Origin of the sequence: Streptomyces luteireticuli, assembly GCF_041519305.1 — a bacterium.
Taxonomy (GTDB): domain Bacteria; phylum Actinomycetota; class Actinomycetes; order Streptomycetales; family Streptomycetaceae; genus Streptomyces; species Streptomyces luteireticuli.
Window position 1 is genome coordinate 403,904 of record NZ_CP167928.1, and the last position, 24,612, is coordinate 428,515.

The window sequence follows — 24,612 nt, forward strand, 5'->3', positions numbered from 1 at the left end:
GGCATGTCCGTTACCGGGGAGCAGGGTTGGCCCGTTGGCTGTCTCCACGTGCCGGTCATTACATCTCGGTACCGGCATCACCACCGGTAAGAGTCGCCGGAGCAGCGTCTTCGGCGGTCCAGTCGCCGTCGAAGAGCAAGGCGGCCAAGCGAGCGTGTGGTTCGGGGAGTTGGCCGGTCCGGTGTTTGGTGCGGGCTTTGGCTAGCCAGGCGCCGATCTTGACGGTGTCGCCGTCGGCGCGGATCTCCTCACGGGCAGTGGGGGCGCGGCCCTCGCGGTGGAGGAACAGTTCCAGGAGCTGGGCGGTCTGTTCGAAGGTGCGGCGGGTCCGGCGGGCGGGAGCGAGGGGGCTGCTCTCGGGGGTGAGGCCGAGGGCGGTGATCAGCTGCTGCTGGCCGGGGTGGAGGGTGGGCCAGGTGGTGAGCTGGCGGCGCAGCCAGGAGCCGATTCTCACTCCGGCCAGGAGGGTGTCGGGGGTGAGGGTGGTGGGGTCGGCTCCGTCGGTGAGGTGGGTGCGGAGGAGGTGGTATTTGCGGTGCCAGTCGGCGCCGTGGGGGAGGTTCCAGTGGGGGTCGAGGGCGGTGAGGGCTTTGGTGCGTGTCGGGTCGAGTTCGTTTTTGGCGGCGAGGTGGCGTTGTTCGGCGAGCCAGGCTCCGGTGGGGGTGGTGGCGGGGGCGGCGAGGTGGCCGTGGGCGGTGTGGTAGTCGGCTGCTGCGGCGAGGCGGGCGCCAGGCGGCGTCGTGTCTGTCCCAGGTCATGCCCAGTGCGTCGAGTTCGGTGGTCCAGTCGGTTTCGAGGCGGCCGGTCTTCGCGGCGTCGCGCATGGTGGTGATGAAGGTGCCCAGGGTGTAGCCGGTGGGGTCCACGTGGTCGGCGGGGACGTCGAGGTGGCCGTGTTCGTCGTGGTAGGAGCGGGCCGCGGCAAGTCCCAGGTGCCGGGAGCGGGAATGGGCGGTGTGGCGGGGGTCGAAGGAGGCCAGGTCCATGGCGCGGGCGATGCGTTCGGGGTGGACGGTGAAGTCGAAGTGCCAGCGGCGCTCGATGACCTCGCTGGACTCCTTCGGCTGGTGGTGGGTCTTGTCGGGGAGGCGTTCGAGGATGCGGTGGTCGTGGCCGGCCAGGGCTGTGGCGATCGCCCACACCGGCTCGTACGCGGTGCCCAGGATGTCCTCGGGGTCTGCGCCCGGCGGGACATGGACGGGGATGACCAGGGAGGCCGTTTTGCCGGGCACATCCAGGCGCAGGGCGCGGCCGAGGGCCTGGGCGCAGCGGATGACACTGCGGGTGGGGTCGGCGAAGACGACGGCATCGACGCTGGGGATGTCGACGCCCTCGGCGATCAGGCGGGCGTTGGCCAGGATCGCGCAGCCGGCGGCACGGAAGGCGGTGAAGATGTCGGCGCGTTGGGCTGAGGTGTGCTCGCCGTGGACGAAGAACAGTTTGGGGGTGAGGTCGGGGCACAGTTCGGGGGCCGTGTGGCGCAGCAGGCGCAGGGTGTGGGGCAGTTCGCGGGCGAAGCGGCGGGCGTCGGCGACGAGGTTGAAGTAGACCAGCACCTTCTTCAGGCCGTGCTCGGTCATCGCGCGCAGGACGGCGAGGTGCAGGGCGGTGGTGCGCAGTGCGCTGTCCGTCTCCTCGCCGGTGCCCGGTGTGGGTGTGGTGCCGGGGGTGGGGAGGTTCAGGCGGCGGCGCAGGCCTGAGTCGGTCAGGGTGGGCACCACGATGCGGTAGTTCGCCGCCCGGCCATCGGCGACTACCCGGGCGAGCGGGTACTCGAAGATCTTCTTCCCGTAGGCGGCTTCGTTGTCCATGGAGTTCGCGAACGCGTCCGGGTCGACGGGCCGCCGGCGGCGGGGGCGTGCGGTGTCGGCGGACTCCGCCAGTTCCGGCGCGCCGACGATCCTTGCGGTGGCGGTCATGTAGAGGCGGCGGTCGGCCCGGATCAGTGCCGCGTCGTGGACGATCGCCCACTTCTTGTCGGCACGGCCCGCGATCCGGTGAACCTCGTCCATGACCGCAAGGTCGAACGGCGGAACCGTATAGCCGGTGTGCCGGGTCTGCTCGATCTTCCCGAGAGAATCGTAGGTGCAGATCACCGTCAGCGCGGGGATCTGGTCCTCGCCCTCCCCCACCACCGACATCAGACCGGCAAGCGCCTGCGCCCTGCCCGTCGACATCACGCGCGCCGCCACCAGATCCTCCCGTCCGCCCGCGTCCATCGAGGAGACGATCACCATGTGCTCCCCATGCCCGTCCCGGCGCCAGGCCAGCGCCATCTGAGCCGCCAGGTCCAGCGTGGGCACCACGAACAGCACGAGACGCGCACCGAGTTCATCCGCCACCCGGACCGACACCAGCGCCTTGCCCGTCCCCGTCGCCGACGCGTACAGCGCGCATGTCCCCACACGCCGCAGATGCCGCGCCAGCCGCCCCACGGCCTGCGTCTGGTCGGCGAACAGCGACCGGTCCACCGGGGCCTCGGGCGGGGGAACAGCGACCACGGTCATGGAGGACTTCCTCAGGAGAAAGAAGCATGTACGAACGGCGGCTTCATCCAGGGGACAACCGCCGTGTTGGATCAGACAGCCCGCGGGCAGGCGGTGCGCAGCAGCGCGGTCATGGCCCCGCACGCCCTATAATCGTCGCCCCCCCCGTGAACAGGCCGTGCGCGCAAGCCTAGAGGACCGCACCGACAGGCGCAGGCGTTCCCCCAGCTCCCCGGGTACGGTCAAACGGCCGCCCAGCCGTCAGGCCGACGCTCCCCCGGCTCGCCGCCCTCCAGCCCCAGCCGGCCCGACCGGCACCGCCCGGAAGCGACGACGCCCTTGCGTCCGGCCCCGGCGGCGCGGCAGCACTCACCGTCCCGCCGTTCGTGCAGCGCGGACTCCCGGCGGGACTGCCACGGAGCGGCCGGCTCCTCGAGCAGACTGCCGGGATGCGCGCGGGAGATGCCGGTGAAGGCAGGATGGGACGCAGCCGCACGGGCCCGGCTGTCTCACACTCGCCCAAACCCGTGCGGCCCTCATCGGGTCACGGAGCGGCCTCCAGGGCGATGTCTGTTTTCCGCCAGCGCGGGGACGGGCATGTGCGGATGCTGGAGCCATGACCACGACTTAGAAGTCATCTCATTTGGTGAGTCTGCGGTAGCAGATGAGGGTGGCGGTGATGCCGGCGAAGGCGAGGAAGTGTTCGGCTTTGCGTTCGTAGCGGCGATGGAGCCGACGGCATCCGGCGAGCCAGGACACGGTGCGCTCGATGGTCCAGCGGTGGCGTCCCAGACGCTGTGAGTTCTCGATGCCTTTGCGCGCGATGCGGGGTGTGATGTGGCGGCTGCGGAGGAATCGTCGCAGGTGAGCGTTGTCGTAGGCCTTGTCCGCGTGAAGTTTGGCGGGCCTGCGGCGGCGGGGACCCCGGCGGTGAGCGGATGGGCGGTATGCCCTTGACGAGGGGTTCAAGGGCCTGGCTGTCGTGCAGGTTCGCCCCGGAGATGCCGACCGACAACGGCAGGCCGGTGCGTTCGGTGAGCAGGTGGATCTTCGAGCCGTACTTGCCCCGGTCCACGGGGTTCGGGCCGGTCAGATCCCCCTTTTCATCGCCCGCATGTTCACCGAGTCCACCGCACAGCGCGACCAGTCCAGCCCACCGCGGGCGCCGAGCTCGTCCAGGACCAGGCGGTGGAGCTTCGCCCACACCCGGGCCTTCGTCCACTCCGCGAAACGCCGGTGGGCCGTGGCCCCCGAGGGCCCGAACGAGGCCGCCGGAAGCTGCAGCCATGTACAGCCCGAAGTGGCCACGAACACGATCGCGGCTAGCACCTCACGGTCCCCGTGCCGTCGTCGGCCACCGCCCTGCGGCCGCATCGGCGCCTCCGGCACCACCCGCTGGAACAGCACCCACAACTCGTCCGGCACCAGCCGCTCAACGATCCCCACCATGATCCGAAGCCTACAGCCAAATGAGATGACTTCTTATGAGGTGCGGGCCATCGATCCGGCCGTGCTGAAGCAGCTGCGGGAACAGGACGACGCCGGCTTCACCCGGGTACCCGTCACCGATCCGCAAGGCGGTGCCCCGCTGCGCTGCTGTCTGCGGCACAGCGAGGCAGGTGAGCGGATCGTCCTCGTCTCGTACGCGCCGTTGCGCCGCTGGGCGGCGGAGACAGGCACTGAACCCGGCCCGTACGACGAGTGCGGTCCGGTCTTCGTCCACGCCGAGGAGTGCGACGGGCCAGCCTCCGGACCCGGCTATCCAGCCGAACTCCATGGTGCCCGCCGGGTGCTGCGCGCCTACAGTGCCCAGGGGCACATCCTCGGCGGGAGACTGATCGAGATCCCCAAGGAACGGGCCGGCGAGGTGAACGATGCACTGCGCGATATCTTCGCCGATCCGGCAGTGACGCTGATACATGTCCGCGCCGTGGAATTCGGCTGTTTCATGGTCGAGATCCGCCGCCGGTAGGCGAGACAGGGAGCCGGAGGTTGGTGCGGGCTGGCCGGACTCGGACGTACTGCCGACGTCGTCGTCATTCGGCTATGGCACGGGGAAGAGACGTCGCCGTCCCGGACGGGCGTGTGGCGGCTCCGATAATCGGGAAACCCCCGTGGGCGCAGCCGGGGATCGGCAGGATGAGCGCATGGGTCATGGGGAGATGAGTCCGGGCCGATGCGGCCGATCTCGGTGAGGTGTCCGGAGGGTCCGGTGGAGGCGGTCGTGGAGGCCGACGCGCTCGACGCCGCGTTGGATGTGGACACGGTGCTGGTGCGGGGGCCGCTGTTCGGGGTAGCCGCGCAGGATGCTGGCGAGGCACTGCGGTGGCGGGTCGTGGTCGCGGTGGAGGCCGGCTGTCCGCAGCAGGCCCGGGACAGCCTCAACTCGCTGTTGTGGTACCGGGCGAAGGACGAGGCGCAGAACACGGCGGAGCGGCGTGCCCTGCTGGCGGCAGTGGCCCGGCTGGAGAGCGAACGCGTCGATGAGCCCACTGTGCTGGGGACCCGTTACCGGGTGGTGCGTGCCGAGGAGTACGCCGGGCTGAGGCCGGGCAGCATCGAGCAGCCCCGGCCGACCGACCCCGAACCCGCCACCCCCAACTGGGACCGCGGAACCAGGGAGGTGCGCATCGATGACGGTCTGATCCTGGACCCCGACGCACCCGTCACGCCCGCCCAGGCCGCGGAACGGCTGGCGCTGCGCGAACTGGACTACACCGGGGCCCGGTTCCCCGAGGACGTGCGCAGGGACTCCCGACAGGCGCTTGAGACCCATCCGGACGTGATGCTGCTGCCCGCGGTCTTCAGGGTCGTGGAACAGGACGGCCCGGGGTGGAAGGCCGGCAGCGGTGCGCACGCCTGCGCCCACGACGCCCGCAAATCGCTGGACTTCGCCCTGACCTGGCTCGAACCCCGCCAACAGGGCCTGATCCCCTGGGACGCCGACGACACGGTCGACGCCCGCACGCTGGCCGCGGAAGGAACCGACCCCGCGGCCGGCAAGCTGGTCGCGTACACCCGGGCCGCCGACCGGCTCCGGACCGAACGCGCCAACCGGATCGAGGCCGCAGGCACCGTCCACCAGATCTGCCGCACCCGCCGACTCCTACGATGGGGCCCCGACGGGCCAGAAGGACCACGCCCCTCCGACACCAACAGCCAGCCCCCCACACAACTCCACCCCCACCTCGACGAAAACGGCACCATCCACTACGACCACGACAACAACAAAGCCTGACTGCGTGCTTCTAATCCGTCGTGCGTCAGGCGGTGTTGGTGCGGGCATTCGCGGTTGCGTGCGGTGTTGCTGGAGGCGTGAGCATCAGCAACGAGCGCCCGGTAAGCGTCGAGCAGATTTAGAAGTCATCTCATTTGGCTGTAGGCTTCGGATCATGGTGGGGATCGTTGAGCGGCTGGTGCCGGACGAGTTGTGGGTGCTGTTCCAGCGGGTGGTGCCGGAGGCGCCGATGCGGCCGCAGGGCGGTGGCCGACGACGGCACGGGGACCGTGAGGTGCTAGCCGCGATCGTGTTCGTGGCCACTTCGGGCTGTACATGGCTGCAGCTTCCGGCGGCCTCGTTCGGGCCCTCGGGGGCCACGGCCCACCGGCGTTTCGCGGAGTGGACGAAGGCCCGGGTGTGGGCGAAGCTCCACCGCCTGGTCCTGGACGAGCTCGGCGCCCGCGGTGGGCTGGACTGGTCGCGCTGTGCGGTGGACTCGGTGAACATGCGGGCGATGAAAAGGGGGATCTGACCGGCCCGAACCCCGTGGACCGGGGCAAGTACGGCTCGAAGATCCACCTGCTCACCGAACGCACCGGCCTGCCGTTGTCGGTCGGCATCTCCGGGGCGAACCTGCACGACAGCCAGGCCCTTGAACCCCTCGTCAAGGGCATACCGCCCATCCGCTCCCGCCGGGGTCCCCGCCGCCGCAGGCCCGCCAAACTTCACGCGGACAAGGCCTACGACAACGCTCACCTGCGACGATTCCTCCGCAGCCGCCACATCACACCCCGCATCGCGCGCAAAGGCATCGAGAACTCACAGCGTCTGGGACGCCACCGCTGGACCATCGAGCGCACCGTGTCCTGGCTCGCCGGATGCCGTCGGCTCCATCGCCGCTACGAACGCAAAGCCGAACACTTCCTCGCCTTCGCCGGCATCACCGCCACCCTCATCTGCTACCGCAGACTCACCAAATGAGATGACTTCTAAGGGCTACCAGGGCAGTCTCTGAAGTTCACTTGTTGACCCTGTACAAGGCCGCAGAGTCACGTGCCGGAGGGCCGCGCGGGTTCGGCCGGCTCGGGGCTCTCGCCGGGCAGCAGCCAGAGGTTGCCGAAGGAGCTGGGTTCCCAAGTGCCCGTCGTAGCAATGCGGTCGAGTCGACGCTGCCGTTGCTTCTGGACGTAGCCGCGGCAGAGACGGGGGTCGTGCTGGTTGTCCGGGTGGCCGGAGAACTCGGCGCAGTGCGGGCATCCCGTGCCTCGGGTGAGCCAGGCCTGGATCCCGAGGGCCAGGAGCACGCTGCTACCGCCGGCCAGGGCTCCTAGGGTGAACGTCTTGGTCGTCATCGATCCTCTTCCGAAGGGTCTTGGTTCAGACAAAGCGACGTGGCCCAGCTCGGTTCCCCCGGGACCGGGCCGGACCACGTCACAGATGTGAATACTTCTGCTTGAGGCGCTCCCCGGTCTCGGTGTCGGTGGCTGTCCGGTCCGGGCGGAACTCGATCGTGCGCTGCGGGGCCCGGCTGCCGTCCTTCCAGGTGGAGCCGCCGACCGCGACCACCAACCGGACCGCCTGATAGCGGTCCTTGACGGGAACCTCCACCTCCAGCCGGAAGGACATCGGGAACTGCCCCTCTTTCAGAGGCTGGATCTCCTTTTTCGCGGTTTGGTCTCCCGAATCTATGCGAATGAACTTCGGCTTCTCATCCCAGTCGACCCAGGCACTCAGGATTACGGACCGGCCGTCCTTGCTCCACCACGCCATCGTTTCCGTTTTGACTCCGTCGATGTCCAGGTCTGTAGCTGACACGCCCTTGTACGCGGCGGCCCGTTCCTGCTCCTGCTCACGCTTGTCGTCGTCGTCCGCCTTCTGCCATACGACCGCAGAGGCGAGCGCCAAAGCCGCGATAGCAGCGACGTAAACCCAGGAGCCTTTTTCACGTGTACGGCCTGCGGGTGGGGCGGTGGCGTGTGTTGACGGTGGCGTGACGAACGGGGCATCTCGCTGGTTGGCGGGTCACCACAACCAAGCCTGACCTGCGGAGATGCCCCGTGTTCCTCTATCCTGCCGCATGCGATCTCGACGAGGAGCTCCTGGAGCTGGTGACGATGGTGATCGTCGCGCGCAACGGTGACCGCACCTGCAAGCTGCGCCCGTACGACCAGGCCCGGTGCACCCTGGTCTACCTGCGCAAGCACGACACCTTCGAACAACTCGCGGCCGGCTTCGCGATCAGCGTGGCCACGGCCTGGCGCTACGTGAACGACACGATCGGGCAACTCGCCGACCTGGCCCCCACGTTGACGGAAGCGCTCACAAGTCACCATGCCGACGGCTACGTGCTGCTGGACGGCACCGTCGCGGAGACCGACCGGGTCGCCGCCGGAGGACACTTCTCCGGAAAGATCCGCCACGAGGGCGTGAACCTGCAGGTCGTCACCGCAGAAGAGGGGAAGCTTCTGTGGATCTCGCCCGCCCTGCCCGGCGGCACCCACGACGTGAAGGCCGCTCGCGAGCACGGCATCATCGAGGCCTGCGCACAGCTGGACCTCGAGATCCTCGCAGACAAGGGCTACCGAGGTGCCGGCGGCACCGTCATCACCCCGGTCAAACGCCGCCCGAACACCGAACTGCCCGGCAAACACAAGAAGTCGAACAGGGTCCACGCATCACTCCGGGCACCTGTCGAACGGACGATCTCCCGGATCAAGCAGTGGAGGATCTTCCGCCACGCCCGCATCAGCCCGAACAAGCTCACGTCAGCCGCCGCAGCCCTCCTCACCCTCATGATCTACACGTGAAAAAGGCTCCTGGTCAGCCCGCAGAATTTTCCGTCGAGCAGGTACAGCTCGAATTCTCCGTACGCGATCAGCAGGCACGTGATGAGTCCGTTGACCAGCGTGGTTTTACCCATCTGCGTCATACCGGCAACCAGCAACGACGCCTTGTCGAACGTGGGAACTCCAGCAAGCCGGCCGGTGACATCGTGACCGAGCGGAATACCGGCGAACGTCTCGATCTCCTGCCGCGTCGGAGCCGTGAAGGGCCGCGTGAACGGCGGCTCGTGCAATTTCAGGAGCTTGACTTCGCGTTCGGTGCGCCGGGATGTCTCCAGATTCAGGTGGAGCCGGGTGACGCCGAGCATCGACGCGACCGGCCCGAGCTGTTTGGCAACGTCTTCGTGCGTGCGTCCTTTGGGCACCAGGAACGTGTACTGGGTGCCGATGCCGGACAGTTCTTCCGTCCGTACGTCGGACAGCGGGATGACCTCGTCCTTGCCGATGGCCCCGGTACGGGTCAGGGCCGCGGTCAGCTCCGGATGGACCACAACGGCCGTCGCGTCGGGCGCGGATTCCTGCGCCACCTCAGCAGACGATGGCTCAGCAGGCTGTCTGGCCCATCTGCGGACGACTTCCGTCTTGACCCGCCAGGCCAGATACCCGAGCCCGACCAGTACGCCCACGGTGAGGAGCACCGCGGCCGGCCACGGCAGACCCGTCCGGTCCTTGATGGCGTACAGGATGCCCAGGACGATGATCAGGCCGCCGATCGCGCCGGCACTCTGGCCGTAGACGTCCTCAACCCGGTCGTCGTCGTACCGATTTCTTCGGTCGTCGTACCGGTATCTCTTCCTTCCCATCAGCGCGCCCCGCTGGCTTCCTCCTCGGCGACGCGGTCGGTGGGGGCGGGCAGGACGTAGCCGTCCGCCGCCTGCCAGGCAGGCTCCGGGACGGTCTGCTGCGGCGGGACCTCGGGTGGGTTGATGTGTGGCGCGATTGCGGGCGCCGCCGGGGCGGCCGATTGTGCCTGCGTGCTGCGGATCAACATGCTGGGTGGTGCCTCCTGCCGGTGACATACTGGCCGTGGTGCTGGAGGTCCGGGCCGACGAGCGGGACTGCATCCCACCCGCCGCACCCGTCACAGAAAGATCACTCCCCGTGAGGTTAAGCGCCTGGTCTGACAACAGGCCAGGGAATATCGGCAATCCCCGCTACGCAGCCCCGCCCATCCCGGTCCACCGTGCCGCCGAGCGGGACGACGCCCAGTGGCCGCAGCCTGGCGGCGGCACTGGCCACGCGCTCTTTCCATCGGGGCCGGCCCATCCTCTGGGGCGGTCTCGGGTTCGGAGAACGCCTTCGCGGCGAGCTCGCGCATCGCCATGGTCTGCCGCTCCACCGCCTTCGCAATGGCCGGGTCCAACCGGCGCGGCGGCACGGCGCCCATACCAACGGCAACGCCGCCAACGACACCGTCCAGCAGGGCAACGCGGCCGTCGACACGGTCGCCGGCCTGGTCAAGTGCACCGTCAACCAGGGCAACAAGGGCCTCAACGGCGCCGACGACGATCTCGGCTGAGCTGATCACCGGCCCCACCGCCGCACGCACCGCCAGCCGGGCGTGCGGTGATGGGCGCGGTGAGCTCCAAGCTGTCAAGCGCCACCAGCGTCACAGCCAGGGCCAGCGGACTACCGGTAAGCCGTCTGGAGACCAACACCACCCGCGATGCCGATAGTTACCGACCATGACCGTTCTCACCGGTAACCGCTGTACCGACTTCCCAGTCCGAGGCCGGGCTTCGACCGGGTCAAGGTCATGGACCATATCGACTTGGCCGGCGCCCTGTTCGACGAGAGCGAGCCGGAGCAGGGCACCGCCGCGGCCCAACAGGCTCTCGTCGATACTGCCCGCGTCGATTCCACCCTCGTAGCCTCCTCCCGTCTGAACACCCTGCTGGCCGCCGTCCGCCCGCACCGCACCGCCGCAGTGGAGGACGTCCGCACCCGCGCGGCCGATCTCGCGGCTTCCCGCCCGCCGACCGCCGCAGCCTGAGAACATCGCCTCCATGGGCAAGCACTCCCGGCCCGGGCCGCCCAACCAGCCCTCCCGCGCCATCCCCCGCCTCGACACCGACGACCCGCTCGCGGCGTACAACAAACGGCGCCGACCGCCACTGGACATCTACCGCCGCCACCGCCCACTCCACGGCCGCGCCTGCCACCTCCACTCCGACGGGCCCAGAGCCCTGGAGGAATGGGACGGATTCGCCTTCGCCCCCGCCGGGACCGCGGCCGACCTCGCCGCAGCCCAGCAGTGGGCGAACGAACGGCTATCCAGCGAGTGAAGAGGCGGGCGGAGCAGCAAGCCCACCGAATCGATCAAGGTCCGATTCGGCACCTCCCGGGCCGGAGCCGTGGACGTCGCGCTCTGCACCAGCGCCTCCGTCGACGCGGTCGTCCCCACCCACCCCGGTTCCCCACTCGCTGTACTGGGGAAGCAACCCACCCCGGCCTGACCGGCAACACGGCCCGGTAGATGGCGGCGTCTCTCCCCCACAGCTGTCACGCGGAGAAGAGGTGCCGTCATCCCGGACGGGCGTGTCGCAGCTCCGATACTGGTGGTTTGTTGACGGCGGGTTCGTGTGGGAGTAGGCCGTGGAAGGAGGTGTCAACCACGTTCTGGGGAGCCCGAGATGACGAAGCGGCTGCCGTGTCCGCCTGCGCCTGGCCCGCTGGAAGCGTACGCTGCCCGCTTCGACGATCTCTTCGGGACGCTGGCCCAGCGCCGGGGTTTCCGCGAGTACCTGGCCGGTCTGCTGCTGCCGCGGGAGTCGGCACCGGCAGACCCCTCGATCTCTACCGCCCGGTCTAACAAACCACCGCTACTGCTCGATTCCGCTTTGGCGGGGTAGTTGTAGGGGTGTGGGGGCGCTGACTCGGGTTTCTCGGGGGCGAGTTGCTGTGCCGAAGTTGCTGTCGGCCCGCCCTGCCACGGATGTGGCTGAGGAGGGGAGGGTCCGCAGGCTGGCCGGTGCCCGGCATGCGCCGGCGGACTGGATTCTGCGGGCCAGGATCATCACACTGAGCTGGGAAGGCGACCGTGTTCCGGTGATTGCGTCCCGGCTCGGGTGTCATCACAAGACGGTGCGCAAGTGGCTGCACCGGTTCAATGTCCAGGGCCTGGACGGACTCGGCGACCGACCGGGCTGCGGCCGCAAGCGGCGGATCACCGAGGCGGAACGCTCACGCATTATCGAGCTGGTCCGCTGCGACCCTCCGGGCCGGCTTGTGCGGGAGCCGTGGGGTGACCTGGCGGCCGAGGACGAGTCGGCGCCCGGCGAGTGGACCACCTGCCGCTAACCCCCCGATAGCAACAGAAACACCGTTTACTGGACAGGCCCGATTCATGACACTCCCCTACGAGGGGAAGGCCAGTCGGGCATGGTATCGGCGTAGAACGTTTTCTCGGTGCGGTCTTCGAGGGCTTCGGCGGTGAAGGTGATCAGGTGGTGGCCGGCGACGGCTGCCCACAGCATTCCTTCGGGGTTTCGGTGGCGCAGGAGTGCGGTTGTGGCCATGCGCCAGAACGCGGTGCGGTAGGGGGCGCGGATACCACAGTGCCAGAGCACGTTGGCGGTGATGCGGGCGCCGCGGGACAAGGCTGCAGGGCGGTAGCGGGGTGAGGACAGTGGTACTCGCAGCCGGTGTGGGTGGGTGTTGTGTATCTGGTGCAGGTAGCGGGCAAACATGCGGTCGGGCTGGTAGGCGTGGGCGATGACGTGCCGCCAGCCGTTGACGACGGTGTCGCGGGGCAGTAGGAAGTCCACGTTGGAGTCGCCGGGCCCGGGGGCGGCCAGGATGCGGCCCTCGGCTTCCAGGCGTCGCCACAGCGGGGTGTGGGGCAAGGCCTGCAGCAGGTTGATGGTCAGGAAGGGGATGTTGCTGGCGTCGATGAAGTGGCAGAAGCGGTCGTAGGTGTCGGGGGTGTCGGTGTCCAGGCCGAGGATAGCGCCGGAGGCGACTTCGATGCCGTAGGAGTTGATGGTGGCGATGGCCTGCAGGATGGGTGAGCGCAGGTTCTGCCGCTTGTCCATGACGATCAGTGCGTCTTCTTCGGGGGTTTCGATGCCGACATACAGCTGGGTGAAGCGGGCCTGGCGCATCAGGGCCAGCAGGTCGGGGTGCTGGGTGATGTTGAGAGTGGCCTCGCAGGTGAAGTCCACGGGGTAGCGGTGCTGCCGCTGCCAGGTCACCAGGTGTTCCAGCAGGCGTTTGGCGGCGTGTGGGTTGGCGATGAAGTTGTCGTCGACGAAATAGACCGCGTCGCGGATCCCGTGGGCCAGCATCGTGTCGAGCTCGGTGGTGATCTGCTGGGGTGTCTTGATTCGGGGCTTTCGGCCGTAGAGTTCGGGAATGTCGCAGAATTCGCACTTGAATGGGCAGCCTGAGGAGGCTTGCACGGTGCCGGCCAGATATGCGCTGGTGTCGGCGAGGTGGTAGGCGGGGGTGGGGAAGTCCTCCAGGGCGGTGCGTTTCTTGGTGGGGTAGGTCTCCTGAGTGGTGGGGCGGTGCAGGTCGTGCTCCAGGCGTTCGGCCAGTTGCACGGTGGCGTCGCCGAGCTCGCCGATGTGCAGCATGTCCGGTTGGGGATACCAGTGCGGGGCTGCGGATACCGAGGGGCCGCCGAGCACGGCTGTCAGGTTGTGGCGATGGGCGCGGGAGGTGATGTCCAGGATCTTGTCTCGCTGGACATGCATGCCGGACACCATGACCACTTGGGCCCAGGCCAGGTCCGTCTCGGTGAGATGGCGCAGGTTCTCGTCGACGATGCGGACGGCCCAGCCGCGGGCGGCGAAGAAGGCGGCGATGACGAGGATGCCCTGGGGCGGGTAGAAGGCGCGGGCGCCGACCAGTTTGAAGGAGTGGTGAAAAGTGCCGAAGGAGGGGGCGTAGTGGGGGAAGACGCACAGCATCCTGCGGTTGGTGCCGGGGGCCGGGGGGCTGTGGGGGTGGGTGGCGCTATGCGTGGTCTCGGCTGGTGATGAGTGGGGCATCGTTGCTCGCTCCTCGGCTCGGGGTGCTGTGGCTTACTGCGGTGGGCAGAGGTGGTCTGCAGCGTTGGCTGGTGGGGGGCTTGGGCTAGTGGCGTGGCGGTAGGTGGTGGTGATGGATTCGAGGCGGTCGGGCGGGGTGCCGTGCAGGATGAGTTCATCGGCGCCAGCGTCGAGGTACTCGGCCAGCCGTCTGGCGCAGGCGGCGGGAGGCCCAGTTGCGGTGGATGCGGTGAGCCAGTTGTCCGGGAGGAGGTGGCCGGGTTCGGCGAGTTGGAGGGGGTGGTACTTCTCGTCGGCCAAAGCCTGGCCGAGGTCTGCCAGCAGGGGGTGGGCGCGGATTCGTGCCAGGGGGGCGGTGTCCCAGCCGTTGAGGCGTGCGATGCGCTCGCCATGCGGGGCTGGTTGGAGGTAGCTGATGGCGCGGCCCGCGAGGATGTCACGGTCCTGGGGTGTGGGGTCGGCGATGGTGATGACTGTGGCGTAGATGCGCAGGGCTGCAGGGTTCCGGCCGGTTACTGAGGCGGCGTTGCGGACCGTGGTGGTCGTCTGTGTCACGGCCTGGGGGGTGAGGAAGGCGGGCAGGATCACTCCGTCGAAGTGCTGCCCGGCCAGCTCGAGTGATCGTGGTCCGAGGGCTGCCATGAGCAGGGGGACGGGCGTGGCCTGTGAGGGGCCTGCGAGGTGGAGGCGGGGGTAGTGTCCGGCGGGTCCGTGGTAGGTCACGGTGTCGCCGGCCCACAGGCGGCGCAGGATGGCTGCGATGTCGATGACCGCCTGGGCAGGGGTGATGGGAGTGACGCCGAGTCCGGCGAGCCATGGTCCCCCGCGCCCGAGCCCGAGGAGGAATCGTCCCTTGGTCAGGGTTTGCATGGTGCTGGCCAGGGAGGCGAGGACGGCGGGGTGGCGGATGTGGAAAGGGGTGATCGCCGAGCCGATGTTCACACGGCTGGTTGCCTGGCCGAGAGCGCCGGCTACCACGCCCAGGTCGCGGCATCCGAGGCGTTCTGAGATCCACAGCGTGCGCAGGCCGATGCCTTCGGCGGCGTGGGCCTGGCTGATGGCGTGCCTGGGATCGGTGGTGCCGCCGGGCAGCACGTAGGATCCCAGCGGTATGGAAGCTCGGGGCTGGGGTTTCATGGTGCCGCCAGGAGCGCTTTGAGGCAGAAGGCGGTGGTGACGGCGCGGCTTCCCCAGACGCGGGCGTGGTTGTCCAGCAACGGGATCGCCTCCCATGATCCGTCGGGGAACTGGCTGTCGGCTATCAGGGCGAGCTCCTGGTGAGCGGAGGGATGCCCGCAGTGTGTGAGCGCGAGTGCGGTCAGGGACCGGTTGAGCGGATCGCAGGCCCGGGCCTGTGTGAGGAAGCGTGCGGCCTGGTCCGTGGCCTGGTCGTGTCCGCCGAGCGCGTGCAGCAGCCGTACAGCAGTGTAGGTGCTGTAATATACGCCGACGTACCAGGAGGCGCGCCAGAACCCCATCGGGTGCTGCTGGTCAAGCAGCCAGGTAACCGCCGGGTCCACCAGGGGGCCCAGGGCACAGGGGCCGACGCGCCGCTCGTAGAGCAGGGCCCCGTACATGAGGTTGGCCACCACCTCCGCGTCGTGCCCGGTGTCGTCTCGGCCGCGTCCCCAGATCTTGTTCAGCGCGGTGCGTCGCCGCTGGTCCGGGTCCTCGCAGAAGAAGGTGCTCACTGACCCGTCGCCCCAGGCGTTGGCTGCGGCCAGGGCGAAGGCGTCGTGGAAATCGTCCGGGAAGGCTTGCCCGGCCCGGGCGAGTGTCTGGGCTATCTGGCCGAGGCTGTCGCCGTCGTAAGGGAGCGGCTCGAAGCCGGGGAAATATCGCCAGGACCTCCCGTCCTTGCTCTTGCGGAGATATGCGGCGTTCTCCGCGACCAGGTGCCGGCACTCCTCATGGCCGGCTTCGACGGCGTCCTGGAGGGCGTCAGTGATCAGAGCGATGTGGAAGGTTTTACCTTCGCACCGCAGCCGCGAGAACGTCTGCATCTGGGCAGCGGACAGACCGAAGTGCGCGTCATACAGCTCCACGAACGTCGCTGTTGAGTAGGCGCCCATGACGTGTGCCGCGTCCGGGTAGAGCCCACGGTGCTGCCGGACGAGGTAGGCGATGCCCCGGGAGACGGCGGCATTGATGGTATTCACCAGACCTCGCGGACACCGCGCCCGTGCGGGCGCCGGTGGACGATCAGCGGCATGGCACTTGGCATGGCGATGAGCCGGACGATCGGTCGCGCGGGCGGCCCGGATGCCGGACTCAGTGTGTACTGGCGCAGCATGACGCTGAGAATGACGCCCATTTCCGTGCGGGCGAACTGTTCGCCCGCGCACCCGCGCACGCCTGCTCCGAAGGGGATATAGGCGTCCCGGTTGAGCTGCTCGGCACGATCAGGCGCCCAGCGGTCCGGGTCGAACGAGTCCGGGTCCGGGAACAGCGACGGGTCTCGTTGCAGGGCGTAGATCGAGAACAGGATGGTCGAACCGGCAGGCAGGACGTGTCCTCCCAGTTCGATGTCGGTGACGGGGCTGCGCGTGAGCATCCACGTCGACGGGTGAAGGCGGAGGGTTTCGGCTATCACCTGCTGCAGGAAATGCAGCTTCCCCAAGTCCTCGAAGGCGACATCCCGGTCACCCAGGCACTCGTCCAGTTCGTCCTGGAGACGGGCCTGGATGTGAGGATGCCGGCTCAGCAGGTTGCAGGCCCAGCTCAGTGCCCCTGCGGTGGTCTCGGTTCCGGCGATGAGCATGGTGATGACTTCGTCGTACACCTGCTCATCGCTCATGCCTTCCCCGGTGTCCTCATCGCGTGCCGCCAGCAGCGCTGCCAGCAGGTCTGCGGTACCGGTGTCACGGACCCGGTATTCGGCGATGATCTCTTCGATCACGCTGTGCATCAGGGAAAGCGCCTTGCTAAAGCGGTAGTTCATGACCGTGGGCAGTTTGTCCAAGAAGTCGATCGGTGCCACGGCGCGCTTGCCGAGTCCCTCCAGAAGGATAGGAAGGCAGCGGCGCACCGTCTCGGAGCGGCCCTTGCCGAGCTGGGTGGAAAACAGCACCCGGGTGGCCGTGGCCAGGGCCAGATCGAATAGTTCCCGGTCCATGCGGATTTCGTGGCCATCGCGCCACGTGCCCACGTGGGCTTGCGTGATCTGGCACATCGTGGCTGTGTACTGCCGGATGTGCGCCCGGCCGAGCAGGGGCTGGATAGTCCGGCGCTGGTGAAGGTGGAAGTCGCCTTCCGAGGTGAACAAGCCGTTCCTGGCCACCAGCCGCCCCTTGTCAAACATCCGTCCTTTCGTGAAGCTCTTCGCATCGGTGACCAGCATTTGCCGGATGAGGTCCGGGTGGTTGACCGCGTATGCGGTCCTTGGCCCGAGCCGGAACGCGACGATATCGCCGTATTCCCTCAGTGACCGGACGAATTCCAGTGGATGGGTGCGCAGTTGCCCCGCATGCCCGAGAATCGGAAAGCCTCCCGGCATGTGGAGGATCCCAGTTGCCGGGACAGACTGCGCTGTCTGCCGGAGCGATGTGGTGTGGGGCGGTTTCTTCGGCATCGCCGTTCCTTCCGTACCGGATGTGGTGTGGCAGCCGTCCCGGTTCCGGTGCCGGGCAAACCCTCGGCGAGTTCGGCGATGGCTGCACAAGGCTGTCCGAGCGTGGCCGGTTTCGAGGAGTTCTTCGGGTTCTGCCCGAGCTGGGCCTGTAGATGGACGATCTGTGCCTGTTGCCGCAGCCAGCTCACAGCGCACTGTCTTCGGTTCGCCGAGCGGTTCAACGTCGGCGTTTGAGGTCACTGTCGCGGCGGAAATCGAGGGTCGGTCGCTTTGCGCGTGGCCAGGGGGCCGCTGACCTCGACGAGCCGGGCGTGCCAGAGGGGCCACAAGGGGAGCTTCCTGCTGCGGAGGATCGCGGCGCAGGCGGCGACCAGCATGAAGGCCATCATCGGCTGGACGCTGAGCCATATGAAGATCGCTGTCTCGGTCATGCGGCGGACAGGGCCTGGGGCGAGGAACCAGTTCCTGGATATGTGCGATCGCGGGGCTCGACACCAGGGCGTTGGCGGCCAGGAAAGCCGCACCGATCATGGCTGAGGACGGCACGACCGCCTTGCGCGGCAATCCGGTCCGCGGTGTGTCCAGCAATTCGGTCAGCCCTACGATCACCCAGACCACAAAGGTCATACTGATGTTCGACAGGAAGGCCCCGGCTACGTGTTCCCGGCTGTTGGCGGAGAACCATTCCGCGATACCCTCGGGCGGGTCGTGCAGCACCGGGAACAGTTCCGGAAGCGCCCGCCGCGTCAGAGTCAGAGAGAGTGGGCTCAAGGGGGGCGGGGCCAGCCCTGCTCGGCCGGATGTCCTGATCTCACGTTCGTTCATCGAACCTCCCCTGCGGAGTGCAGAGCTCCCAGAAGATTGACCGGTTCCTGCGGTACCGGGTCGTGTAGGTCTGCCAGGACCAGCACGCCTGGACATAGTGGCTCACCGCACGGGCGTAGACGGCCAGGGTCGCGGCCAACTGAGGAGCAGCTGGCCGCAGCTCCTCCTCGGTCCGCCCGATGCGGTCCACAGTGTCCAGGAACTCGGTCAGGTAGCCCGATACGATGGCCCCCGCCCTTCGGACGGCGTCGTCGAAGGTCATCCGGGGTTCGCACAGGAGCAGGACCGGCACCAGGTTGGTGTCGGCCTCGTGGTCAACGAACTCCTTCTCCAGGGAAAACAGGTCGTTGGACAGGGCGGCGACCACGCAGCAGAGCCAGCCAAGGCGGTCGACCATCCCCTCGGCCCCAGGGGCGAGACGTGACAGGGCGGCCCGGTCAAGGCTGATGCGCATGCCGTATTCCACGAGAGCGACGGCGTGGGCCATGCCGGAGTAGACGATGCGCTCCTCGATGTACCGTTCCACCGTCGGGACCCGTCCGGTGGCTGCCGCGTTCCGGTCTTGGTGTGTCTCGGCCAGATGAGCCCGCCACAACGGCACAAAGCCCTTCCACCAGGACGGGTCGGCGCTCGCGCGGATCTCAGCGAGGGCCTGACCGTGGGCGCGGTCCAGCCCGGTGGCCTCCTCGCGGGAGGAACTCTCGCAGGCACGGACTATGCGTTCCACGACCCGTACGGCGTCGCGGCGCTCGCGGGGTGCCAGGTGGGCGAACTTGTCCCGCCCGATGGTGTCATTCAGGTAGAAGTCGACAAGATAGATCTTGCCGAGCGTCATGAGCCGCTCGGGGGCGGCGTCGGGGTAGACGAAAGCGACGAGATGCGTGTACGCGTCACTGCTCCCCTCCACCCAGATACCGTGCCGCCAGGCGAACTCCTGCATCACCGTGTCCAGTTGCGCCTGGTACGAACTGGGCCGGTACGAGCGGCACAGGTCGCTCACGCGGACGCCGGATGGGCTAAGCAAGTCATGCAGGCGCAAGCTCGGGGTGCCGACGCCGAGCATCCGGAAGTACTCGGCACGCGCTGTACGCAACCGCGCCTGATGCGTGATCGTGTATGGAGACGAGCCCATGGCTTCGGCGGGGGTCTTCGCGCTGGGCGAAGGAATGCCGACTGCGGTCATGATCTCCTCCACACGGCCGTCTCGGCCAGGGCTCGCAGTTGGGCACCGACCGGTTCGGGGACCGCTACGTCCCTCAGCGCGGTCAGGGCCTGTGTGTAGCGGGCCCGGATCATGTCCTCGACCGTCTGGGCCGCGCCGGTGGCTTTGAGGACTGCGCGCAGCGTGGCGGCGTTGTCCTCCGTGAGGTGCGGGTTGCCGTATCCGGCGCGCAATAGCCGGGTCTGCGTGATGTCGGCGTTCATGAGTGCCAGGGCCGCCAGGACGGTGTGCTTGCCTTCGCGCAGGTCGTCCAGGGCCGGCTTGCCGGTCTCGGCCGGAGTGCCAAAAACGCCCAGCAGGTCGTCCCGCATCTGGAACGCCTCGCCGAGCGGCAGCGCAAATGCGCTGAGGCTGTCGAAGAATTGCTTGTCAGCCCCGGCGAGGGCAGCGCCGATGTGCAAGGGACGCTCAACGGTGTATTTCGCGGTCTTGTAGCGGATGATCTCAAGGGCGGTGCCGGTGTTGGCGGTCGGTTGTCCGGTGGCGGTCAGGTCGAGGTACTGGCCGTACATGACCTCGGTGCGCATGGCGTCGACCAGCGGCCGGATGGCGGCGCGCTGGGTCCGGGTGAGGTGCCCTGTGGCCAGGAGTTCGTCGGACCAGACCAGGGCCAGGTCGCCGGTGAGGATCGCAGCGCTCGTGCCCAGTTGCGCTGCAGCGGGGTGGTCGTGGTGGCGAACGGCCAGGGTGCGGTGGACGGTGGGCCGGCCGCGGCGGGTGGCGGAGTGGTCCATGACGTCGTCGTGGATGAGACAGAAGGCATGGAACAACTCCAGCGAGGCCGCCACCTGTGCCACCGGTGCAGAGGTCCGGTGACCGCGGACTGCGTGGTAACCGAGGACGCACAGCACGGGCCGCAGCCGCTTACCGCCGGCGAACAGAAAGTCGTGCAAGACGTCGGTAATCTCGGCCGGGTGGTTGCGGGCAGCCGCCTGGCGGGACTTGCCCTCGAGGAACTCCGCGAGCACAGCGTCGATACGGTCACGGATGGCAGCGCAGGTGACCTGCCTGGTGGCAGAGTTCTGGGTGGTCACAGCACGTCCCCATCGGTAGTGCTGGTGAGGCGGAGCGCTTCGTCGAGGAGGGTGTCGACGATCTTCGATTCGGGGACTGTGGTGATGACCTTGCCCTTGCAGAAGATCTGCCCTTTGCCGTTGCCGCACGAGACCCCGAGGTCGGCCTCGCGGGACTCACCCGGCCCATTGACCACACACCCCATGACCGCGATCCGCAGCGCATGCGGAAAGCCGTCGAAGGCGGCTTCCACCTGTGCGGCGAGGCGGTGGATGTCGACTTGGAGGCGTCCGCAGCCGGGGCAGGAGACGATCTCCAGCCTGCGCGGGCGCAGTCCGAGCGAGGCCAGGATGTGGATGCCGGCCTTGACCTGTTCCACCGGGTCGGCGGAAAGAGAGACGCGGATGGTGTCCCCGATCCCTTCGCCCAGCAGAACGCCGAAGGCAACTGCCGACTTGATGGCGCCCTGGAGGGCGGGACCGGCTTCGGTGACGCCCAGGTGGAGGGGGTAGTCACAGGCGTCGGCGAGGAGCCGGTTTGAGGTTCCCCCGCTGCGTGAGAGTTGCTGATCAGCAGGTCGGGACGGGTTGATGGGTGTTCAGGTTCGCTGGTTCGGCCGTCGCCTGGTCGGTGTAGTGCTTCTCCTCGAACTCGATCGGGCTGAGGTAGCCGAGCCGTTCTTGGATGCGGCGGGGGTTATAGAAACCGTCGATGTACTCGAAGAGCGCGAGGTTCGCCTCGGCACGTGTGGCGAAGGTGCGGCCGCGCAGGCCCTCGGTCTTGATCAGCATCCACAGATTTTCCGCGAGGGCGTTATCGTACGAGTCCCCCACGGACCCCATGGACGCCTCAATTCCCGCCCGCACCAACCGGGTCGTGAGCTTGATGGACGTGTATTGACAGCCGTGATCGGCGTGGTGAATGAGCTTGCCCGGCTCGACCTCGCGGGACGAGAGGGCGTACTCGAGGGTGGTCAGCACCAGGTCCGCATCGGCGCGGGCGGAGGTCTCCCAGGCGACCACCCGGCGGGAGAACGCGTCGCGGATCGCCGAGAGCCACAGCGGCCCCTCGCCGGTCGGAACCATTGTGAGGTCGGTGACCCACAGCCGGTTCGGCGCGGGTGCGGTGAAGTCCCGGTTGACCAGGTCCGGGGCCAAGGTGGCCTTCGGGTCCCGGCGCGTGAAGCCGCTCTTGCGGCGTGGGCTCACGCCCGCAAGACCGTCCTCGCGCATCAGCCGTTCGACCCGCTTGCGGCCCACGCGGACGCCCTCCCGTTTGAGGACGGCGTGCACCCGCGGCGAGCCGTAGATCCCGCCGGAGTCGGCGTGGATCGTGCGGATCTGCTCGGTCAGCTCGACGTCCCGGCGGCGCCGTTCGCACGGCTCCTTCTCCGCGCGGCGCCAGCGGTAGTAAGTGGCGGAAGGGATGTGGAGCTCCCGGAGTACGCACTCGACCCCCAGGCGGGGATGCTCGTCAACGAGCGCCGTCACCTGGGCCGGGTCGGGTCGAGTTGCGCCGCGAAAAACGCCGAGGCCGTCCGCAGCACGTCGTTGGCCCGCTTGAGCTGGGCGTTCTCCTTGCGCAGGGCCGTGAGCTCGGCCCGCTCGTCGGTGGTGAGCCGGTCGTCGCGCTCGCCGGCATCGGCCTCGGCCTGGCGGATCCAGCCGCGCAGGGCCTCCGGATGCACGCCGAGGTCGACGGCCAGTTTCTTGATCTGCGGCCTCGGGTCGGAGGTGCGGTACATCCGCACCGCACGCTCACGCAACTCCAGCGGATATCTTCTCGGGGCAGCCATGGTCGAAGGTCCTCTCATGAGTCCCATCTGACCCTCTGTCAACTGACTCCGCATCTCGGGGGAAGCTCAGTTGGCGGCGATCATGGTCATGGGGTCGTGGTGTTTGACCGCTATCTTCAAATCGGTGAAGCCGTGCTCCTCGAACAGGGATGCCTCCCACAACGCGGACTCGACGAGGGCTTGCGGGGTTGCGCTGCCGTGTCTGGCGAGCAGACGTGGGTCGAGGGACCCGGCGTTGACGCCGATGCGGATCGGCACCCCGGCCGCTGCGGCGGCATGGGCGATCTCGCCGACCCTGCCATCGAATTTCTTGATGTTGCCGGGGTTGACCCGCACGGCGGCGCAGCCTGCATCGATCGCGGCGAAAACGTAGCGGGGCTGGAAGTGGATATCCGCGATGACAGGGATCGAGGATTTCCTCACAATCGCGGGCAACGCCTCGGCGTCGTCATGGGTGGAGTCGGCGACGCGGACGATGTCGCAACCGGCTGCGGTGATTTCGGCGATCTGCTGGAGGGTGGCATCCACATCGGCGGTATGGGTGGTGGTCATGGTCTGCACGCTCACGGGTGTGCCGCCGCCGACGGGGACAGCGCCGACATGAATCCGGCGGGAGCGGCGGCGCACCGGTGTGAGGGGAGGCGGCGGGGGTGGTGTGGGGCTGGTGTTCATTGCGGCCTCCGCGCCTGGTCGAGGTACTGGGGGGTGACGGTGTGGCGGTGGAGGTGGTAGCGGGCGGCCAGGACAGCTTTGGTGATCCCGTCGGCATCGAGCCCTGCCTGGGCCAGGAGTGAGGTGCGGGTGGCGTGCGGAAGGAACGCGGACGGCAGGCCCAGGGGGTGGACGGGGACGGTGATGCCTGCATCGGTGCAGGCCAGGGCCAGGTGGCTGCCGAAGCCACCGGTGCGGGTATTGTCCTCGGCCGTGATCACCAGGTTGTGCCGTGCCGCGAGGTGGACAAGGGCGGGGTTGACTGGCAGCAGCCAGCGCGGATCCACCACAGTGGAGCCGATGCCCTCCTCCGTCTCCAGGACCCGGGCGGCGTCTAGAGCTGGCCTGATGGTGGGGCCGGTGGCGACGAGCAGGACGTCCAGGAAATGGCCGGTGCTGCGGTGGAGAATGTCCATACCGTCCATCCGCGCTAGCGCCGGGATCTCCTCCCCCGCCGTGTCCTTGGGGATCCGCAGGCACGTCGGACCGTCGCCGACGTCCGCTGCTTCGCGCAGCAGCTCCCGCAACCGCGCTGCGTCCCGCGGCGCGCAGATGCGCATACCGGGCACGATGGCGAGCGCGCTCACATCCCACATGCCGTGATGAGAGGGCCCGTCCGGGCCGGTGACGCCGGCACGGTCCAGGACGAACGTCACGGGAAGACGGTGCAGCGCAACATCCATCAGCGCCTGGTCCAGCGCCCGACACAGGAATGCGGAATACAGGGCCACTACGGGGTGGTAGCCACCGGTGGCCAGACCGGCTGCGCTGGCCACCGCATGCTGTTCGGCAATCCCGACATCGAACACCCGGCTCGGGAAGGCCTCAGCCATGAGATGCAGGCCGGTCGGCCGTAGCATCGACGCCGTTACCGCTACCACATCCTGGCGTTCACGAGCGAGAGCGAGAAGTTCACCGGCGAACAGGCTGGTCCAGCTGCGCGGAGCACAGACCCTGGGGTGCCGCAGTGCGGGCGCCGGGCGGCCGGTTGCCGGATCGGTCACACCCACGGCGTGGAAGCGGTCAGCCTGGTCCTCCTCGGCATACGCGTACCCTTTGCCTTTGACCGTTACGACGTGGACGATCGCCGGACGGCCCACAGACCGGGCCCGGCGCAGGGCCTCTTCCAGGGCCCCGATGTCATGGCCGTCGACGGGGCCGACGTAGGCGAGTCCGAGGCTGGCGAACATGTTGTGTTTGCGGGCCGGTTCGCCGACAGGACTGCGCAGGCGGGTGAGATGGGCGGCAAGGGCGCCGGTGGTGGGGGCGTAGGAGCGGCCGTTGTCATTGAGGACGATGATCACCGGGCGCCCGGGGGCGGCGGCGATATTGTTCAGTGCTTCCCATGCCATGCCTCCGGTCATGGCGCCGTCACCGATGACCGCTACCACCGCGCGATCCGTCCGCTCTGCCAGAGCGTGTGCTTTGACCAGGCCGTCGGCATAGGACAGGGCGGTGGAGGCGTGGGAGTTCTCGATCACATCGTGTTCCGACTCCAGCCTGGAGGGATACCCCGACAAGCCTCCCTCCTGGCGCAGCGCGTCGAACCCCGCTGCCCGGCCTGTGAGCAGCTTGTGCACATACGCCTGATGCCCGATGTCAAACAAGAGTACGTCGCGGGGAGAGTCGAAGACCCGGTGGAGTGCGATCGTCAGCTCCACCACCCCGAGGTTCGGGCCCAGATGCCCGCCCGTTGCACACACCGCGCCCACGAGGAAGTCGCGGATATTCTCGGCGAGTTCAGCCAGGGCGGCCTTGGGGATGGTGCGCAGGGCTGCCGGGCTGGTGCACGCCGCAACCAGCGGCGGCACGGCCACGGTTCCCGTAGCGGTGGAGGGGTTCATCAGCCGACCCCTTCAAGAAACGACGGGCGGGTTCGATGGGGACCGGTAAACGCTGGCCCGCAATTAAGCGGAGGGGCCGGTCCCGGA

Annotated in this window: 22 protein-coding genes and 5 pseudogenes; 8 read left to right on the top strand and 19 right to left on the bottom strand. The window is 68.2% G+C overall.

Features of this window, described 5'->3' with window-relative positions:
* Positions 1–58: 58 nt before the first annotated feature.
* The 3 pseudogenes from AB8735_RS37540 to AB8735_RS37550 form a co-directional block, all read right to left on the bottom strand.
* A pseudogene (locus tag AB8735_RS37540) lies at positions 59–664 on the bottom strand (restriction endonuclease subunit R); the annotation flags it as partial.
* Between the two features lie 151 nt (positions 665–815).
* Positions 816–2,507 (bottom strand): annotated as a pseudogene (locus AB8735_RS37545) (DEAD/DEAH box helicase family protein); the annotation flags it as partial.
* A 618-nt stretch (positions 2,508–3,125) separates the two neighbouring features.
* A pseudogene (locus AB8735_RS37550) lies at positions 3,126–3,935 on the bottom strand (IS5 family transposase).
* 25 nt (positions 3,936–3,960) lie between these two features.
* On the opposite strand from AB8735_RS37550, the gene AB8735_RS37555 reads away from it, so the two are divergent.
* The 3 genes from AB8735_RS37555 (at position 3,961) to AB8735_RS37565 (ending at position 6,687) form a co-directional block, all read left to right on the top strand.
* The gene (locus AB8735_RS37555; protein ID WP_372412297.1) at positions 3,961–4,458 is read left to right on the top strand and encodes a DUF1203 domain-containing protein; all 498 of its coding nucleotides are present in this window, start codon (positions 3,961–3,963) and stop codon (positions 4,456–4,458) included.
* A 240-nt stretch (positions 4,459–4,698) separates the two neighbouring features.
* Entirely contained in the window at positions 4,699–5,724 is a 1,026-nt protein-coding gene (locus AB8735_RS37560) for a DUF5954 family protein (protein WP_372412298.1), read from the top strand.
* A 154-nt stretch (positions 5,725–5,878) separates the two neighbouring features.
* Positions 5,879–6,687 (top strand): IS5 family transposase gene (locus tag AB8735_RS37565; protein ID WP_372412299.1). Its coding sequence is split into 2 segments (ribosomal slippage): positions 5,879–6,227 and positions 6,227–6,687, totalling 810 coding nucleotides; the frame shifts between segments, so codons are not numbered across the junction.
* Positions 6,688–6,755: 68 nt separating this feature from the next.
* On the opposite strand, the gene AB8735_RS37570 is transcribed toward AB8735_RS37565, so the two are convergent.
* Positions 6,756–7,058, bottom strand: a complete 303-nt coding sequence (locus AB8735_RS37570; protein ID WP_372412300.1) for a hypothetical protein — start codon at positions 7,056–7,058, stop codon at positions 6,756–6,758.
* Positions 7,059–7,137: 79 nt separating this feature from the next.
* Positions 7,138–7,611, bottom strand: coding sequence for a hypothetical protein (locus AB8735_RS37575; protein ID WP_372412301.1), 474 nt, complete (start codon positions 7,609–7,611; stop codon positions 7,138–7,140).
* Between the two features lie 152 nt (positions 7,612–7,763).
* On the opposite strand from AB8735_RS37575, the gene AB8735_RS37580 reads away from it, so the two are divergent.
* Positions 7,764–8,513: a transposase family protein gene (locus AB8735_RS37580; protein ID WP_372412302.1), complete on the top strand. Its 750-nt coding sequence runs from the start codon at positions 7,764–7,766 to the stop codon at positions 8,511–8,513.
* On the opposite strand, the gene AB8735_RS37585 is transcribed toward AB8735_RS37580, so the two are convergent.
* Together AB8735_RS37585 and AB8735_RS37590 are read right to left on the bottom strand one after the other, a co-directional pair.
* Positions 8,504–9,352, bottom strand: coding sequence for an FtsK/SpoIIIE domain-containing protein (locus AB8735_RS37585; RefSeq protein ID WP_372412303.1), 849 nt, complete (start codon positions 9,350–9,352; stop codon positions 8,504–8,506). The genes AB8735_RS37580 and AB8735_RS37585 overlap by 10 nt on opposite strands.
* Positions 9,352–9,540 carry a hypothetical protein gene (locus AB8735_RS37590; RefSeq protein ID WP_372412304.1) on the bottom strand — a complete coding sequence of 63 codons (189 nt, stop codon included), beginning with the start codon at positions 9,538–9,540 and terminating at the stop codon, positions 9,352–9,354. The genes AB8735_RS37585 and AB8735_RS37590 overlap by 1 nt, the downstream gene beginning before the upstream one ends.
* 192 nt (positions 9,541–9,732) lie before the next feature.
* On the opposite strand from AB8735_RS37590, the gene AB8735_RS37595 reads away from it, so the two are divergent.
* The 4 genes from AB8735_RS37595 (at position 9,733) to AB8735_RS37610 (ending at position 11,849) form a co-directional block, all read left to right on the top strand.
* Positions 9,733–10,068, top strand: a complete 336-nt coding sequence (locus AB8735_RS37595) for a hypothetical protein (protein ID WP_372412306.1) — start codon at positions 9,733–9,735, stop codon at positions 10,066–10,068.
* A 237-nt stretch (positions 10,069–10,305) separates the two neighbouring features.
* Positions 10,306–10,542, top strand: coding sequence for a hypothetical protein (locus tag AB8735_RS37600; RefSeq protein ID WP_372412308.1), 237 nt, complete (start codon positions 10,306–10,308; stop codon positions 10,540–10,542).
* Between the two features lie 13 nt (positions 10,543–10,555).
* The gene (locus tag AB8735_RS37605) at positions 10,556–10,834 is read left to right on the top strand and encodes a DUF6087 family protein (RefSeq protein WP_372412310.1); all 279 of its coding nucleotides are present in this window, start codon (positions 10,556–10,558) and stop codon (positions 10,832–10,834) included.
* A gap of 652 nt (positions 10,835–11,486) precedes the next feature.
* Positions 11,487–11,849, top strand: coding sequence for a helix-turn-helix domain-containing protein (locus AB8735_RS37610; RefSeq protein WP_372412480.1), 363 nt, complete (start codon positions 11,487–11,489; stop codon positions 11,847–11,849).
* A 44-nt stretch (positions 11,850–11,893) separates the two neighbouring features.
* Here the strand turns inward: AB8735_RS37610 and AB8735_RS37615 are convergent, their stop codons facing one another.
* The 12 genes and pseudogenes from AB8735_RS37615 to AB8735_RS37670 form a co-directional block, all read right to left on the bottom strand.
* A complete protein-coding gene (locus AB8735_RS37615; RefSeq protein ID WP_372412311.1) occupies positions 11,894–13,543 on the bottom strand; it encodes a B12-binding domain-containing radical SAM protein in 1,650 nt (549 codons plus the stop codon).
* 33 nt (positions 13,544–13,576) lie between these two features.
* Positions 13,577–14,680, bottom strand: a complete 1,104-nt coding sequence (locus tag AB8735_RS37620; protein ID WP_372412313.1) for a TIGR03857 family LLM class F420-dependent oxidoreductase — start codon at positions 14,678–14,680, stop codon at positions 13,577–13,579.
* Positions 14,677–15,702, bottom strand: coding sequence for a hypothetical protein (locus AB8735_RS37625; protein ID WP_372412315.1), 1,026 nt, complete (start codon positions 15,700–15,702; stop codon positions 14,677–14,679). Before AB8735_RS37625 ends, AB8735_RS37620 begins: the two co-directional genes overlap by 4 nt.
* A complete protein-coding gene (locus tag AB8735_RS37630; protein WP_372412317.1) occupies positions 15,699–17,114 on the bottom strand; it encodes a cytochrome P450 in 1,416 nt (471 codons plus the stop codon). The genes AB8735_RS37625 and AB8735_RS37630 overlap by 4 nt, the downstream gene beginning before the upstream one ends.
* 236 nt (positions 17,115–17,350) lie before the next feature.
* Positions 17,351–17,545, bottom strand: coding sequence for a hypothetical protein (locus AB8735_RS37635; protein ID WP_372412319.1), 195 nt, complete (start codon positions 17,543–17,545; stop codon positions 17,351–17,353).
* Positions 17,546–17,925: 380 nt separating this feature from the next.
* Positions 17,926–18,939 (bottom strand): terpene synthase family protein, encoded by a 1,014-nt coding sequence (locus tag AB8735_RS37640; RefSeq protein ID WP_372412320.1) that lies wholly within the window; start codon positions 18,937–18,939, stop codon positions 17,926–17,928.
* A gap of 179 nt (positions 18,940–19,118) precedes the next feature.
* Positions 19,119–20,195, bottom strand: coding sequence for a polyprenyl synthetase family protein (locus tag AB8735_RS37645; RefSeq protein WP_372412322.1), 1,077 nt, complete (start codon positions 20,193–20,195; stop codon positions 19,119–19,121).
* A pseudogene (locus AB8735_RS37650) lies at positions 20,192–20,710 on the bottom strand (flavodoxin-dependent (E)-4-hydroxy-3-methylbut-2-enyl-diphosphate synthase); the annotation flags it as partial. The gene AB8735_RS37645 and the pseudogene AB8735_RS37650, both read right to left, overlap by 4 nt.
* Positions 20,711–20,744: 34 nt before the next feature.
* Positions 20,745–21,665: an IS3 family transposase gene (locus AB8735_RS37655; protein ID WP_372404936.1), complete on the bottom strand. Its 921-nt coding sequence runs from the start codon at positions 21,663–21,665 to the stop codon at positions 20,745–20,747.
* Positions 21,662–21,970 (bottom strand): transposase, encoded by a 309-nt coding sequence (locus tag AB8735_RS37660; RefSeq protein ID WP_372404934.1) that lies wholly within the window; start codon positions 21,968–21,970, stop codon positions 21,662–21,664. Before AB8735_RS37660 ends, AB8735_RS37655 begins: the two co-directional genes overlap by 4 nt.
* Positions 21,971–22,042: 72 nt before the next feature.
* A pseudogene (locus AB8735_RS37665) lies at positions 22,043–22,642 on the bottom strand (flavodoxin-dependent (E)-4-hydroxy-3-methylbut-2-enyl-diphosphate synthase); the annotation flags it as partial.
* The gene (locus AB8735_RS37670) at positions 22,639–24,525 is read right to left on the bottom strand and encodes a 1-deoxy-D-xylulose-5-phosphate synthase (protein WP_372412323.1); all 1,887 of its coding nucleotides are present in this window, start codon (positions 24,523–24,525) and stop codon (positions 22,639–22,641) included. The pseudogene AB8735_RS37665 and the gene AB8735_RS37670, both read right to left, overlap by 4 nt.
* Between the last annotated feature and the right edge of the window lie 87 nt (positions 24,526–24,612).